Source organism: Streptomyces sp. NPDC026673, from assembly GCF_040638135.1.
Lineage (GTDB): Bacteria > Actinomycetota > Actinomycetes > Streptomycetales > Streptomycetaceae > Actinacidiphila.
Window position 1 is genome coordinate 80,191 of the sequence record NZ_JBEZXR010000018.1, and the last position, 14,790, is coordinate 94,980.

The following is a 14,790-nucleotide window of genomic DNA, read 5'->3' on the forward strand; positions in this document are numbered from 1 at the left end:
AGCGCTCAGAAAGAGGTCCGCGTCACAGCGCTCAAGCCGTGACTCCCTCCGCTACGTACAGGTAACTTCCCAGAGAGTCCCAGCCGTACCCCCGCCGCCTCGTCGAGGAGTCGCGATGCCCGAAGCCGTGATCGTCTCTGCCGCCCGCTCCCCCATCGGCCGGGCCGTCAAGGGGTCCCTGAAGGACCTGCGCCCCGACGACCTGACCGCCACGATCATCCAGGCGGCCCTCGCCAAGGTGCCGCAGCTGGACCCGCGCGAGATCGACGACCTGATGCTGGGCTGCGGCCTGCCCGGCGGCGAGCAGGGTCACAACCTGGGCCGGATCGTGGCCGTGCAGATGGGCATGGACCACCTCCCGGGCTGTACGGTCACGCGTTACTGCTCCTCCTCGCTGCAGACGACCCGGATGGCGCTGCACGCCATCAAGGCGGGCGAGGGCGACGTCTTCATCTCGGCCGGCGTCGAGACCGTCTCCCGTTTCGTCAACGGCAGCTCCGACGGCATGCCCGGCACCCACAACCCGCTCTTCGCCGAGGCCGAGGCCCGCACCGCGGCCCGCGCCGCGCAGGGCGGGGGCGAATGGCACGACCCGCGCGAGGACGGGCTGGTCCCCGACGCCTACATCGCGATGGGCCAGACCGCCGAGAACCTGGCGGCCCTCAAGGGCGTCACCCGCGCCGACCAGGACGAGTTCGGCGTCCGCTCGCAGAACCTGGCCGAGGAGGCCATCAAGAAGGGCTTCTGGGAGCGTGAGATCACCCCGGTGACGCTGCCCGACGGCACCGTCGTCGCCAAGGACGACGGCCCGCGCGCCGGGGTCACCCTTGAGGCCGTGCAGGGCCTGAAGCCGGTCTTCCGCCCCGACGGCACGGTCACCGCCGGCAACTGCTGCCCGCTGAACGACGGTGCCGCCGCGCTCGTGATCATGAGCGACACCAAGGCGCGCGAGCTGGGCATCACCCCGCTCGCCCGGGTGGTCTCCACCGGCGTCTCGGGCCTCTCCCCCGAGATCATGGGCCACGGCCCGGTCGAGGCCTCCCGTCAGGCCCTGAAGCGGGCCGGGCTGACCATCGACGACATCGACCTGGTCGAGATCAACGAGGCCTTCGCGGCACAGGTCATCCCGTCCTACCGGGACCTGGGCGTCGACATCGACAAGCTGAACGTCAACGGCGGCGCGATCGCGGTCGGCCACCCCTTCGGCATGACGGGCGCCCGCATCACCACCACGCTGATCAACTCGCTCCAGTGGCACGACAAGCAGTTCGGCCTGGAGACCATGTGCGTCGGCGGCGGCCAGGGCATGGCCATGGTCATCGAGCGCCTGTCGTAGCGAGGGCGCCCACGCCGTCGGACGTATGTTCGAGGCACAAGTCGCAATCGAACCGCCCCCGGGATGTGACCTAATCCCGGGGGCGATCGTTTGCGCAGGTCAGATATGTACCGCCCGGCCGGACCAAGACTTAGGACCCTCCCATTTCGTGACGTTCCGCACTGCAGAGGCCATGGATTCCGGTGCAGAGTGGTGGTGTACAGGGGGCCAGACTCGGGAAAGCACAGTCGGGAGTACGCCAGTGAGCGCCATGTTCCTCGTCCTGCTGACGGGTGCGGCAACCGCCGTGGCCGCCGGCTCCGCCGCGCTGTTCGCCACACGCGGCGTACGTCGTGATGTCGCGGCCCTGCGGGCGGACCTGGCCGAGGCCCGTGCCGAGCGGGCCGCGGTGCCCGCCGCACGCACGACTCCGGACTCCGAGGCCATCCGCACGGCCGTCGCCGACGCCCTCGCCGACGAGCGGGAGCGCGAACTGGCCGAGGCGCGCGCCTTCTGGGCCGCCCAGGAAGCCCCCCTGAGCTACGGCACGGGCGAGTCGGGCGAGGCCCTCACCGACCCCCAGCTGGACGCCCAGCTCTTCGGCGGGCAGGGCAACGGCCCCGTTCCCGGCACCGCCGGTACCGACTACGAGGTGCTGCCGTACGGGCCCTTCCTGCCCCGCCAGGCCGACCTCGCGGGACTGGAGTCCGGCGGCCCGGTGCCGTTCCGGCACCCCTCCGACGCCGATTTCGGCCTCCCGGCGCCGGTCGTGGCCAACCAGGAGCAGACCGCGGACCGCCTCTCCGAGCTCGCGGACCTGCGGATGCCGCTCGCCGACGTCCGCCCCGGCCCGCTGGGCACGCTGGACGTCTACGTCTTCGCCGACGGCACCACGCTCTGCATGACCCCGGGCGACCGGGAGACCGCCGACCGCCTCTGCGACGCCCTGGACCAGGGCGAGTCCCCGATCCTGCTCGGCGGCTCCGCCGTGGCCGGCGGCTACGCGCTGACCTTCACCTTCGGCGAGGAGTCGGTGTACGTCCTCGCCGACCGCGTGGTCGCCTCCCTGTAGCCGGCCCGTCCTACAGACCGCAGCGCGCGGCCGTGTCCCGGATCCGGGACACGGCCGCGTCGCGTACGTGCGCCAGTTCGGGATGCGGTTCCAGGGCGGCGGCCAGGTCGTGGGCGGCCACGGAGATCTGGTCGCCGATCACGAAGATCCCCTCGTCCGGCATCGGCAGCGGTTCCCGTCCGGGGAACTCGATCCGCTGCGCCTGCGCGGCCAGTTCGCGGGCGAGTTCGAGGCCCGCCCGGGCCACCTCGCCGCGGAGCCTGCTCTGCGGCAGGGAGCGGTAGCGCGCCGCCAGGAGTCCGGCGGCGTCGCGGAGCGTCGTACAGTCCAGCACGGCGCGAGCCTACCGGTGCGTACACAGAACCGAGCGCGTTGCACTGTTGCCATCGGTCGACGGCTCAGGCACGGTGGGGTGACCGGAACGCATACCGGAGGCGCCGATGTCACAGACCTTCTCGGAAGAGACCCACCGGAACCTGCTCTCCCACATCCCGCACTGCACCGGCCGCGAGATCGGCGAATGGCTTCGCACGGTCGACGACGGACCCGCATTCCTCCGCTTCGAAGAGAAAGTCAGCTGGCTCCGCAGCGAGCACGACCTGTCCTACGGACACGCCAAGGCCATCGTCCACGAATACGACCTGAGGCGGGCCGCGCGGAGGTTCGGCTGACGCGCCTCCCCTTCCGCGCACGCGAACGGGCCCCGAAAGGCGATGCCTCCGGGGCCCGTTGAATGTGCCGAGTGGGTCGGCGCGCTAGTCGTCGCCGCGCAGGATCGCGATCAGCCGCAGCATCTCCAGGTAGATCCAGACCAGGGAGAGCGTGAGGCCGAAGGCCGCCAGCCAGGACTCCTTGGCCGGAGCGCCGTACTGGATGCCGTCCTCGATCTGCTTGAAGTCCAGCGACAGGAAGAACGCGCCCAGCGCGATCCCGATGACGCCGACCACGACGCCCAGCGCGCCGCTGCGCAGACCCAGGCCGTCACCGCCGCCGATCATCGCGGCGATCAGGTTGACGAACATCAGGATGACGAAGCCGATGGCGATCGCCATGCCGATACGGGTGTAGCGGGCGGTGACCCGGATGAGGCGCGTGCGGTACGCCACCAGCATGCCGACGAAGACCGCCATGGTCCCCAGCACGGCCTGCAGCGGGATGCCCGGCCACATGAAGTTGAGGATCTTGCTCCAGATGCCGAGGAAGATGCCCTCGAAGACCGCGTAGCCGAGGATCAGCGCGGGCGACGCCTCGCGCTTGAACGACTGGATCAGACCCAGGACGAGGGCCACGAGCGAGGCGCCGATCGCCAGGCCGTAGCTCTTCTCCGAGACCGGCAGCACGAACCACGCCACGAGCGCGCCGAGCACGACCGTGCCCAGGGTCATGGCGGTGCGCATGACGACGTCGTCCATCGTCATCCGGCCGGTCTGTACGGGGGCGCCAGGCGGGGCCTGGTACGTCGTCTCGTACGGGTTGGTGCCCGCGTACGGGTTCGTGCCCGCGTAGGGGTTGCCCGCCTGGGGCAGGCCCTGGGTCTGCGGCTGACCGCCGCCGAAGCCCGCGTAGCCCTCCCCGCGGGAGAACCCACGCCGCGAGAAGACCGGGTTGCTGCTCCTCATCTGTCACTCCTCCATGGCCGCGCGATACGGCTTCGCACCAAGAGTAATGCTATGGCAAAGCGTGTCGGCTAGTCCTCAAGGAGGATCTTTTACCACACCCGGCACGCCCTGCCACCACGGCTTTCCCGTCGGACGGCCGCCACACCGCCCTGGCCCGAACGGCGGATGCCGGGGAGGGGCCGGGCCCCTCCCCGGCATCCGCCGGACCTGGATCCGCGCTCAGCGGCGGGGCGCCAGGATCTCGCTCAGCACGTCGTGCACGTAGGTGTTGGCGTGCTTGCCGGTGAAGCGGTTCGCGAGCGGGCCGGCCGCGGTGACGGGCACGTCCACACCGGTGTGACCGGAGGTGGTCCAGTCGATGTAGAACTTCTTGTCGCTGCCGCGGATGGCGAACGGACCGTCCTCGGCGGAGATGCCGTCGCCGGACTCGTCGGCGGCGTCGGCCTCCTCGACGGCCAGGCCGCCGGTCTCGTGGTCACCGGTGACGACCAGGAGGGTGTCGGGGTGGGTGGCCACGTAGGCGCGGGCCACCGCGACGGCCTTCTCCAGCTCCTGCATGGACTGCAGGACGCGGGCGCCGTTGTTGGAGTGCGCGAACTCGTCGGTGCCCTCCTCCTCGACCATGAGGAAGAAGCCCTTCTTGTTCTTGTCCAGCGTGCTCAGGGCCTTGCTGGTCATGGTGGACAGGCCGACCACGGGGTTGTACACGTCGCCCTGGCCCTCGGGACGCTGCTGGAACATCTCCTCGTTGGCGAAGAGGCCCAGGAGCTTGCCGCCCTTGGCGCGGTTCAGCTGGTCCGCGCTGGAGACGTAGGAGTAGCCGGCCTTCTCGGCCTTCTTGATCAGGTCGCCCTTGGTGCCCTTGCTCGCCTCGGAGGTGTCCTCGGCGGGCTTGTCCTGGAAGGCGCCGGGGCTGCCCGCGGGCAGCCACCAGTCCTCGCCACCGCCCAGGATGACGTCGGGCTTGCTGACCTCGATGTACTGGCGCGCGATCTCGTCCTGCGCCGACCGGTTGGCGGTGCTGGAGAAGAAGGCGGCCGGGGACGCGTCGGTGACCTGCGCGGTCGTGACCAGGCCCGTGGCCTTGCCGGCGGCCTTGGCCTGCTGGCCCAGGGTGGCCAGCGGGTTGCCGTCCACGTCGACGCTGATCGCGCCGTTGTAGGTCTTCTCGCCGGTGGCCCACGCGGTCGCGGCGGCGGCGGAGTCGGTGACGACGGCCTTCGGGTCGTCCGGCTCGGTGGTCAGCTGGCCCGAGTAGGGGAGCTTGTCCATCGCGAGCTGGCCGTTCAGGCCGGTCAGGTGCAGGCGCGCGGCCTGCCGGGCGGCGGCACCCATGCCGTCGCCGTTGATGAAGATCACGTTCTTCGCAGCCGGGGCCTTGCCCTTGGCCGCGGCCTGCGGAGCCGACGCCGACGCGCCCAGCGTCGGGTTGACGACCATGGTCACCACCGCGGCGGCGGCAGCGGCCGCCACCGGCGCGGCGTACCGCCGGGCCCTGCGAACACCCTCGGACACAACGACCTCCGTTGTTCACTGCTTGCTATTGCTTGGGCGTGAACTTAGGAGCCCCAGGGGGAAGCTTGACGACGATCAGATGTCCTCTGCGCGACGGGACCTTCAGGTAACGGTAAAGCCTGGGGCATGAACTTGTCCGTACAGGTCGCGGAGGCACCCGGTCCACGCCCGGTTCACGCCCGGCCGCGCCGACGGCGTTCGCCCAGCCCACGGCGGTTCCGGGGCGTTGCGAGCGGCTGTGGCGAGAGGCTCGGCGGGAGCACCGTGTGCGCATCGCGGTGATGGTGTCCCAGGCCGCGCCCGTCGTCCCGGGCACCTGGGCGGCGCTGGTCCTCGGTCTGGCGTCGGTCGCGCTCCTGCCGACGCGCGTGCAGTACTACGCCATCTCACCCCTGACGATGGTGCTGTGGCTCCTCGCCATGGTTCTCGTCCCGCCCGTGGCCTGCGTGGTGCTCCGCGGCTGGATCGGGCACGTGCCGGGCATGCCGCCCCCGGGCAAGCGCCTGCCCGGAGATCCCGGCGGCCCCGCGGCGCCCTGACCGGGCCGCCCCGGTTCACCCTCCGTCCGCGCCCGGCAAGGGGATGGTGAAGTCGTCCTCGACCGGCGGATCCAGTTCGTGCTCGCGCAGCCCGGTGGCGGCGAAGCAGCGCACCCTCACGGCGGCCGGTCCGACGTCGAACCGCAGGAAGCTCTTGAAGAACGGCGGGCTGTACGTCGCCGAGCCCGGGGAGAGCAGCCGCGTCAGCATCCGGCGGACGGGCAGGCGCACCCGGCGCCTGCGGTCCGGGCGGGCCGGCGCGCCCAGGACGCTCGCGACGAAGCGGGTCCGCAGCGTCACGGGCGCGTCGGTGACCCGGATCGCCTTCATGCCGAGCCGCCGGGCGAGAACCGCCGACGCCTCGTCCGGGGTCAGGTCGAACAGCCGGCGCAGGTGGAGCCGGCGGCCGTAGAGCCGGCTGTAGAAGGCGAGGGAGTCGCCGCGCATCGGGTAGCAGCGGAACCGGTCCTCGGTGACGCCGCCGACCTCCACCCTGGGGATCGTGTGGGTCGCGTGCATGAAGGCGCCGCCGCCGCCGGAGACGACGTACTCGATCCTGCGGCCGTCCACGTCCACCGGGTAGCGCTGGTAGTTGTGGATGTCGCCGCCGATCACGGCGACGAAGTTGCGCTCCGGGTCGCGGACGACCTCGTCGACCGTGCCGCCGCCCTCGATGGCGCACGGGCGGTGCTCGCCGTCCACGTAGATCGGGGAACCGGTGACGAGGATCTTGGGCCGGGGCCCCAGGGAGACCCGGCGCAGCCACTCGCCCTGCTCCCTGTCGAGGTCGCCGAGCAGCCCGGTGTCGATGCCTATGATCCGTATCGGCCCCGAGTCGATCGCCCAGTACGGGCCCGGCTGGGACGCCGTCTGCGAGGGCGCGGAGCGCATCCGCCGGGCCTCGTCGAGGCGGGCGTCGTCCGGCACTTCGGGCTTCGCCCAGAGCAGGGTGCGCCACCAGGCCGGGGTCAGCGCCCGGGGACGCGGGGCGGGCGGCAGGGCGGGGGCCCGGCAGAAGACCCGCATGAAGCCGGTGAGCCCGTCGTACCAGTCGTGGTTCCCGGGGATGGCGTAGATGGGCGCGCCGTAGTCCCGGTAGGGCCGGAAGAACTTCGTGTCGTACTCGTCGGCGCTGCCGACGGGGTAGAGCACGTCGCTGCAGATCACGGCGTAGCGCGTGCCGGTGCCCGCCTTCAGCATCCCCGGTACGACGGCGTACTGCGGGTCGTCGCCCTCGCCGGTGTCCCCGAGGAGCAGGAAGGAGAAGGTGTCGGGGTCGTCCCGTTCGATCACCAGGTCCGCGTCGGCCGCTCCCCGCTCCCGCTGACCGCTCACCCAGCGCTGCCGGTCCCGGCCCGTCGGGTCGCCGAACAGCGAGGCGAGCGGGCCGTTGCGGGCCTTCCACAGGGTCGCCGGGTCCAGCCACGACAGGTTGACCACGCGGGCCGGCATCAACTCCCGGTAGGCGCCGGGCCGCTGGTCCTCCCAGCCGGCGCCGGCCAGGGATTCACGTGAGGAGTCGGACACGGGCGCACTGTAGCAACCGCGTCGGGCGCCGACGCCGGCGCCCGACGCGACGCTCAGGCCTCAACGTCCTCCGGATACCAGCGCAGTTCCACCGTGTTGCCGTCCGGGTCCCGGACGTAGGTCGACATGGCGGAGCCGCGGGCGCCGAAGCGCCGGACGTTGCCCTCGAGGACCGTGAAGACCCCCGAGGCGATGACCTCCTCCCAGTCCAGCGGTTCCACGGTGAGGCAGATGTGGTCGACGTTGGACTCGCCGCGGGGCCCGGCGACCAGGTCGATGATGGTCTCCGGGCTGATCCGCACCGAGGGGAACGGGGCCTTCCCTGCCCGCCATTCGTCCACCCGCACCGGTTCCAGTCCGAGCGGCCCGGTGTAGAACGCCAGGGACCGCTCGACGTCCCCCACGTTGAGGACCAGGTGGTCGAAGGCCTTCACGCGCAGCACGGTCATGTCTCCTCCAGGGTGTGGTGTGCCGTGGACGTCCTCCACGATCCGCCCGAAGCGGTCCGCGATCAAGGCATGATCGGCACACGATCGTTGAGCCGGATCCGGCACCGGGGGGAAGGCGCCGGCGCGACGGCGGGCGGGAATTTCGACAACAGGCTCTAGAAGGGGGAGAGGCTCACCGCGGCGAGGGTGCCGTGCTCCACGGCCTCACGGGGAAGGGTCAGACCGAAGTGGCGTTCGCCCATCTCGAGGATCCCGGACTCCGCGTTGGCATCGGGCGCCGAGGTGCCGTCGGGGAGCAGCAGGCCCGCCTCCTGCAGGGCCGGCACCAGCCGGCCGGGGTCCTCCCCGCCGAGTTGGCCGGCCTCGACGCCCGGTTCGAAGTCACCCACGACGCGGCCGTCCTCGGCGTACAGGAACCATTGCGGCGGGGTGCCGCTGTTGAGGTACACGACCGCCTCCGTCCCCGGGAGACATCGCGCAGCGTCTGCCGCTCCATGCCCTCGGCGCTCAGGTGCTCCATGGCGAACGCCCACCCGCCGCAGGTGCCCAGCCGCGCCGCACCGGTGGCGCCCACGGGAGGAGTGGCGGGCGGATGGGCCGGCAGTCGCCTGCCGGCCCGTCCGCGGATCGATCCTCACCGGGGAAGCCGGGCGGCCGGTCCCCGGTCCCCGGCGGTCCGGACCGCTACGGCATGGTCAGCGTGGCGAGGGGGTGGTCGGCGGCGTCGAGGACGGTGACGCTGTGGAAGTAGCGGCCCACCGGCGCCGGAAGCGGCCTGGGGGTGGGCGTGGTGGCGTACCAGGCGCCCCATCCCGGGTGCCCCGGCAGCCGCACGACGGTGCCGGTGACCGTTCCGTCGTCGGTGACGACCTCGACCTTGGCCGCGCTGTCCGGGGCGACGTACACCCCGGACAGGAAGAACTGCTCGCCCACGGTTTCGGCTTGCAGCGACACGTTGGGCTCGTCGCGGTCGATGTTGCCGTCCACCACGCTGCGGAACTGCCCCTCGGGCATGTCGGGGGTGGTCCAGTGCTTGCCCTCCCGGGTGAGCCACAGCTCGACACCGGGGGCCGCGTGGACGCGCTCACCAGGCCGCACGATCCGCGCGGTCCGGGCCTTCGCGGTATAAGCGGCGGCGCCAGCGGTGAGGGGAGCCGCCGCCTTGCCCTGCGCCTGGGCCGGCTTCAGCGCTTGCGCCACCACTGGCACCCCTGTCAACGCCGCCGCTACCACCGCGGCCGTCACGTACTTCTTCATCCGGGTCATGGACAAGGCTCCTCGCAGGCTGTCGATCAGGTCACGGGAGTCGCGTCCACGCCCCTCCCACGCCCCAAACCCCACTCCGACGCGTTTCCGTTGTCGGATCCCGGGAACTTCGGCGAGTTGGCCTGAACCGTGCGGCGCCCGGCTCACGGACGGGCGGTGGGCCCGGCGCCCCGGAGGATCGCCACCGCTGCGGATCGAGAAGGGGTACGCAGCCGGCTGGTCGACGTCGGCGCAGATGAAGGAGTGAGTGCCCGGAACCGGATTCGAACCGGTACGCCCGCAAGGGGCAGCGAGGTTTAAGCTCGCCGTGTCTGCATTCCACCATCCGGGCATGGCGGCGCGAGAGCGCGGTACGAGCCTATCCGGCGAGGTGGGTGCCACAGGGCCCAGGATTCGTCATGTTGTCTGATTTTAAGGGTGCCTGACGGCACGTCAGATCGCCGCCGCTCGGAGGAAAGCACAGGCCCGGGGCGGTCCGGGCGACGGACCGGGCCCGCTGCACATGACGCGAAATCGCTTCCACCCTCGGGTGGGATCCCAGGGTGCCCGTCATCCCCAAGTAGGACGGAGGGGTCGCCGCGTACCTCTCGGGACTGCCTGCGGAACCAGGTTGTGGGCGGATCCCGGCGACGTCCCGCGTCGGGACGATGGAGGGGTCCGATCGACTCCCCCGTCCCGACAGGAGCAGCGTGCCGTGACCACCACCACCGCACACCCCACCGCCACGGCCACGGCCGCCCGCGCCACCGACCTGAGCAAGGTCTACGGGGAGGGCGAGACCCGGGTCGTCGCGCTCGACGCGGTGTCGGTCGAGTTCCGCACCGGCGAGTACACCGCGATCATGGGCCCCTCGGGCTCGGGCAAGTCCACGCTGATGCACTGCATGGCGGGGCTCGACACGGTCTCGTCCGGCTCGGCGCGGATCGGGGAGACCGAGCTGTCCACGCTGAAGGACAAGCAGCTCACCACCCTGCGCCGGGACAAGATCGGCTTCGTCTTCCAGGCGTTCAACCTGCTGCCGACGCTCACCGCCGCCGAGAACATCACGCTCCCGATGGACATCGCGGGACGCAAGGTCGACAAGAAGTGGCTCGACCGGATCGTCGAGACCGTCGGCCTGTCGGGGCGGCTGTCCCACCGGCCGTCGCAGTTGTCGGGCGGCCAGCAGCAGCGCGTCGCCGTCGCCCGGGCGCTGGCGAGCCGGCCGGAGATCATCTTCGCCGACGAGCCGACCGGCAACCTCGACTCCCGCTCCGGCGCGGAGATCCTCGGCTTCCTGCGCAACTCCGTGAAGGAGCTCGGCCAGACGGTCGTCATGGTCACCCACGACCCGGTCGCCGCCTCCTACGCCGACCGCGTGGTCTTCCTCGCGGACGGGCGGATCGTCGACGAACTGCACGGCCCGACCGCGGACACGGTGCTGGAGCGCATGAAGCGCTTCGACGCCAAGGGCCGCACCAGCTGACCGACCGCCGACACCGAGACGACCGAGAGACCCCGCCTGCCATGTTCCGTACCGCCCTGCGCAATGTCCTCGCGCACAAGGCCAGACTGCTGATGACCGTGCTCGCCGTGATGCTCGGCGTGTCCTTCGTCTCCGGCACCCTGGTGTTCACCGACACCATCGGCGACGCCTTCCGCAAGGCCTCCGCCAAGAGCTACGCCGACGTGTCGGTCGCCGTCACCCCCGGGGACACCGACCACCCGCTCCCCCAGCGGCTGCTGGACGAGATCGACCGGCTGCCCGGCGCCGAGTCCACCACCGCCACCGTCACCGGCTTCACCGCGGTCGCCGACAAGAAGGGCCGGCTGGTCGGCGACGGCTGGTCCACCCGCGGCGGCAACTACGCCGGGGAGGACCGCTACCCGATACACGAGGGACGCCCCCCGCGGAGCTCCTCCGAGGTCGCGCTCGACTCCAGGACGGCGGAGCGGACGGGTTACACCGTCGGCGACACCGTACGGATGTCGGTCGACGGACCGGTCATGGAGCAGAAGGTCACCGGTGTCTTCACCACCGACGACGGCAATGTGGCCGCCGGCGGCAGCCTGGTGCTCTTCGACACCGCCACGGCGCAGAAGCTCTTCGCCAAGCCGGGCACGTACGACGAGATCGACGTCAAGGCGGCACCCGGCACCACGGAGTCCGCGCTGCGGGCCGAGGTCGAGAAGCTGCTGCCGCGCCACGCCGAGGACGCCTCCGCGACGACCGGCGGGAAGCTGGCCGACCAGGAGGCTCGGCAGATCGCCGACGACCTCGGCAGCTTCAACACCACGCTGCTGACCTTCGCCGGCATCGCGCTCTTCGTCGGCATCTTCATCATCGCCAACACCTTCACGATGCTGGTCGCCCAGCGCACCAAGGAGCTGGCCCTGCTGCGCGCGGTCGGCGCGAGCCGCCGCCAGGTGACCCGGTCGGTCCTGGTGGAGGCGCTCGTCGTGGGCGTGGTGGCCGGGTTCACCGGGTTCCTGCTGGGCATCGGCATCGCGGCCGTGATGCGCACGGTGCTCGCCTCGACCGGCGCGACACTGCCCGACGGCTCGCTGGTCGTCCAGCCGGGCACGGCCGGCGCGGCGCTCGCGGTCGGCGTGGGCGTCACCGTGCTCGCCGCATGGCTGCCGGCCCGCCGCGCCGCCAAGATCCCGCCGGTGGCGGCGATGGGCAGTGTGCACGCCCCGGCCACGGTCAAGGGCCTCGTCCTGCGCAACACCCTCGGCGCGCTCCTGTCGGCCTCGGGCATCGCCCTGGTGCTGGTCGGCTCCGGGCTGAAGGAGAACGGCAACACGGTTCTGGGCGGCGGCGCGGCGCTGCTGCTGGTAGGCGTCTTCGTCCTCACCCCGCTGCTGTCCCGGCCGGTGATCGCCGCGGCCGGACCGCTGCTGCGGCCCCTCGGCGTGACGGGCAAGCTCGCCCGGCAGAACGCGGTGCGCAACCCGCGGCGTACCGCCGCGACCGCGTCCGCCCTGATGATCGGGCTGACCCTGATCACCGCACTGACCGTGGTGGCCACCTCCGTCAAGAGCACGGTCGACGAGCTGGCGGCCGCCCATCTGAAGTCCGACTACCAGATCTCGATGGCCACCTACCAGGAGCTCTCCCCCGAGGTGGCCGAGCAGGTCGCCGCTCTCGACGGCGTCACCGTCTCCAGCGCGCTGCGCAACGCGCGCACGGAGCTGGGCGGCGAGACCGAGTGGATCACCGGCGTCGACGCGCCGCAGATCGGGCGGCTGCTGTCGCTGGACTTCGTCCACGGCTCCCTGGCGGCGGTGCACGGCGAGTCGGTGGTCGTGGACACCGACACCGCCAAGCGGCGCGGCTGGCACGCCGGGCAGAGCGTGCCGGTGCGCTACGCCGACGGCACCAAGGGGCGGTTGACGATCGGCGGCGTCTACGAGGGCGGCGACCTCATCAACGGCGTGATCGTGGACAACGCCACGGTCACCCCGCACACCCCGAAGGCCGGGGACATGCGGGTGCTGGTGAAGATGGCCGGCGGCGCGGACGAGGCGAACCGCGACGCCCTGGTGAAGGCGCTCGGCGGGAACCCGGTCGTCAAGGTGCAGGACAAGGCGGACACCTCCCGCGAGATCAGCTCCACGATCGACCTGATGCTGAACATCCTCTACGGGCTGCTCGCCATGGCCGTGCTGGTGGCGGTGCTCGGGGTGGTCAACACCCTGGCAATGTCGGTCTTCGAGCGCAAGCACGAGATCGGCATGCTGCGGGCGATCGGGCTGGACCGGTCCGCGGTCAAGCGGATGATCCGGCTGGAGTCGCTGGTGATCTCGCTCTTCGGCGCGGTACTGGGCATCGGCCTCGGCGTGTTCCTCGCCTGGGCCGTCGGCGGCCTCATCCGGGCGGATCTGTCGAGCTACGCGCTGGTGCTGCCCTGGGACCGGATCGGGGTGTTCCTCGCCATCGCCGCCGTGGTGGGCGTGCTGGCCGCGCTGTGGCCGGCCCGGCGGGCGGCCCGGCTGCACATGCTGGAGAGCATCAAGGCCGAGTAGCCGACGCGAGGACCGGCGGGGCGGGAAAGGGCGGGGCGGGGGCCGGGGGGGGCCCCGCCCCGCCCGGGGGGGGGGGTAGGGGGGGGGGGGGGGGCGGGGGCGGCCCCCGCCCCGCCCTTGTCAGGCCCCCTTGCCCAGGCCCAGCCACTCGGCCCGGGTGCGCGGCATCCCGGAGCCGCCGTCCTTCGTCGGGCGGACGGCGAGCACCTGGTTGACGCCGATGCGGTTCTGCTCGAAGGCGAGCGCGGACGCCGCCATGTAGAGCCGCCAGACCCGGGCGCGGCCGGCGCCGGCGAGCCGGACGGCCTCGGGCCAGTGGGTCTCCAGGTTGGTGACCCACTGGCGGAGGGTCAGGGCGTAGTGCTCGCGGATCGCCTCCACGTCGCGCACCTCGAGCCCGGCCTCCTCCAGCCGGGAGACGGTGGAGCCGACCGGGGCCAGCTCGCCGTCGGGGAAGACGTACCGGTCGATGAACTCGTCGACGTGGTAGGCGTCCTCGTCGGCCCACGGCCGGCGGGCGATCTGGTGGTTGAGCAGCCGCCCGCCGGGCCGCAGCAGCCGATGGAGCACTCCGGCGTACTCCCGGTAGCGCTCGTGGCCCACGTGCTCGGCCATGCCGATCGACGAGATGGCGTCGTACGGCCCGTCGTCGACCGCCCGGTAGTCCTGGACGCGGATGTCGATGCGGTCGGTGAGGCCGGCGTCCGCGACGCGCTTGCGCGCGTAGGACGCCTGCTCGGTGGAGAGCGTGATGCCGGTGGCGTGGACGCCGTAGTGCTCGGCGGCGTGCATCACCATGGAGCCCCAGCCGCACCCGACGTCGAGCAGCCGCCGGCCGGGCCTCAGGTCCAGCTTGCGGCAGATGAGGTCGAGCTTGGCCGCCTGGGCGTCCTCCAGGGTCGCGTCGGGCCCCTCCCAGTAGGCGCACGAGTAGACCATGGACGGGCCGAGCACTCGCTCGTAGAAGTCGTTGCCGACGTTGTAGTGGTGGCTGATCGCCTGCCGGTCGCGGATCGGGCTGTGCAGCACGCCGTTGCGTCTGCGGACCTCCTCCCGCGGCGGGGGCGGTGGCAGTCCCGGGCCGGCGAGGGCGAGCGCCTCGCGGGCGAGCCGGTAGGTCTCGGGGTCCCGTACGAGGCCGAGCAGACGGCGCGGTGACGCCCCGTCGCCCTCGGCTGGCCGCTCCCAGAGGATGCCGGAGAGCCGGTCCAGCGCCTCGTAGAGGTCGCCGTCCACGTCCAGTTCACCCGAGACCCAGCCGCGGGCCAGGCCGAGCTCGCCGGGCTTCCACAGCAGCCGGCGCAGAGCCCTGCGATGCCGTACGACCAGGGTCGGGGCGTCCGGCGGCCCGGTCTCGCTGCCGTCCCACGCGCGGACGCGCAGCGGGAAGGGGAAGCCGAGCGCCTGCTCGGCGAGGGCGGTCAGTCGTCCGGCCGTATCGGCCATGGCGCGTACCTCCGTGCCTCCATGAAGACGGGTC

14 protein-coding genes and 1 tRNA gene are annotated in these 14,790 nt (G+C 71.8%); 6 read left to right on the forward strand and 9 right to left on the reverse strand.

Annotated features, from left to right (window positions below; translation table 11 throughout):
* Positions 1-115 precede the first annotated feature (115 nt).
* Together AB0F62_RS15520 and AB0F62_RS15525 are read left to right on the forward strand one after the other, a co-directional pair.
* Positions 116-1,336, forward strand: coding sequence for an acetyl-CoA C-acetyltransferase (locus AB0F62_RS15520; RefSeq protein ID WP_361797827.1), 1,221 nt, complete (start codon positions 116-118; stop codon positions 1,334-1,336).
* A 241-nt stretch (positions 1,337-1,577) separates the two neighbouring features.
* Positions 1,578-2,387 (forward strand): hypothetical protein, encoded by an 810-nt coding sequence (locus tag AB0F62_RS15525; protein WP_361797830.1) that lies wholly within the window; start codon positions 1,578-1,580, stop codon positions 2,385-2,387.
* A 10-nt stretch (positions 2,388-2,397) separates the two neighbouring features.
* On the opposite strand, the gene AB0F62_RS15530 is transcribed toward AB0F62_RS15525, so the two are convergent.
* Positions 2,398-2,721: a hypothetical protein gene (locus AB0F62_RS15530; RefSeq protein ID WP_361797833.1), complete on the reverse strand. Its 324-nt coding sequence runs from the start codon at positions 2,719-2,721 to the stop codon at positions 2,398-2,400.
* A 106-nt stretch (positions 2,722-2,827) separates the two neighbouring features.
* Here AB0F62_RS15530 and AB0F62_RS15535 point away from each other — a divergent pair, with 106 nt between their 5' ends.
* Entirely contained in the window at positions 2,828-3,058 is a 231-nt protein-coding gene (locus tag AB0F62_RS15535; protein ID WP_319161564.1) for a DUF4287 domain-containing protein, read from the forward strand.
* Between the two features lie 84 nt (positions 3,059-3,142).
* Here AB0F62_RS15535 and AB0F62_RS15540 read toward each other — a convergent pair whose 3' ends face one another.
* Positions 3,143-4,006, reverse strand: coding sequence for a Bax inhibitor-1/YccA family protein (locus tag AB0F62_RS15540; RefSeq protein WP_361797836.1), 864 nt, complete (start codon positions 4,004-4,006; stop codon positions 3,143-3,145).
* A gap of 219 nt (positions 4,007-4,225) precedes the next feature.
* On the reverse strand, positions 4,226-5,521 hold the full coding sequence (locus AB0F62_RS15545) for an alkaline phosphatase (protein ID WP_361797839.1): 1,296 nt from the start codon (positions 5,519-5,521) through the stop codon (positions 4,226-4,228).
* 266 nt (positions 5,522-5,787) lie between these two features.
* Between AB0F62_RS15545 and AB0F62_RS15550 the strand changes: the two genes are divergently transcribed.
* On the forward strand, positions 5,788-6,060 hold the full coding sequence (locus tag AB0F62_RS15550; RefSeq protein ID WP_361797841.1) for a hypothetical protein: 273 nt from the start codon (positions 5,788-5,790) through the stop codon (positions 6,058-6,060).
* Positions 6,061-6,075: 15 nt separating this feature from the next.
* On the opposite strand, the gene AB0F62_RS15555 is transcribed toward AB0F62_RS15550, so the two are convergent.
* From AB0F62_RS15555 to AB0F62_RS15575, 5 genes are all read right to left on the reverse strand, one after another.
* Entirely contained in the window at positions 6,076-7,587 is a 1,512-nt protein-coding gene (locus AB0F62_RS15555) for a metallophosphoesterase (RefSeq protein WP_361797844.1), read from the reverse strand.
* A 53-nt stretch (positions 7,588-7,640) separates the two neighbouring features.
* Positions 7,641-8,036, reverse strand: a complete 396-nt coding sequence (locus AB0F62_RS15560) for a VOC family protein (RefSeq protein ID WP_361797847.1) — start codon at positions 8,034-8,036, stop codon at positions 7,641-7,643.
* 155 nt (positions 8,037-8,191) lie between these two features.
* Positions 8,192-8,674 (reverse strand): DUF6461 domain-containing protein, encoded by a 483-nt coding sequence (locus AB0F62_RS15565; RefSeq protein ID WP_361797850.1) that lies wholly within the window; start codon positions 8,672-8,674, stop codon positions 8,192-8,194.
* Between the two features lie 46 nt (positions 8,675-8,720).
* Positions 8,721-9,302: a hypothetical protein gene (locus tag AB0F62_RS15570; protein ID WP_361797853.1), complete on the reverse strand. Its 582-nt coding sequence runs from the start codon at positions 9,300-9,302 to the stop codon at positions 8,721-8,723.
* 248 nt (positions 9,303-9,550) lie between these two features.
* A tRNA-Leu gene (locus AB0F62_RS15575) sits at positions 9,551-9,633 on the reverse strand.
* 363 nt (positions 9,634-9,996) lie between these two features.
* Here AB0F62_RS15575 and AB0F62_RS15580 point away from each other — a divergent pair.
* Entirely contained in the window at positions 9,997-10,767 is a 771-nt protein-coding gene (locus AB0F62_RS15580; RefSeq protein ID WP_361797856.1) for an ABC transporter ATP-binding protein, read from the forward strand.
* 41 nt (positions 10,768-10,808) lie between these two features.
* Positions 10,809-13,310 (forward strand): FtsX-like permease family protein, encoded by a 2,502-nt coding sequence (locus tag AB0F62_RS15585; RefSeq protein ID WP_361797859.1) that lies wholly within the window; start codon positions 10,809-10,811, stop codon positions 13,308-13,310.
* 120 nt (positions 13,311-13,430) lie between these two features.
* Here the strand turns inward: AB0F62_RS15585 and AB0F62_RS15590 are convergent, their stop codons facing one another.
* The gene (locus AB0F62_RS15590) at positions 13,431-14,756 is read right to left on the reverse strand and encodes a cyclopropane-fatty-acyl-phospholipid synthase family protein (protein WP_361797862.1); all 1,326 of its coding nucleotides are present in this window, start codon (positions 14,754-14,756) and stop codon (positions 13,431-13,433) included.
* Positions 14,757-14,790: the final 34 nt, after the last annotated feature.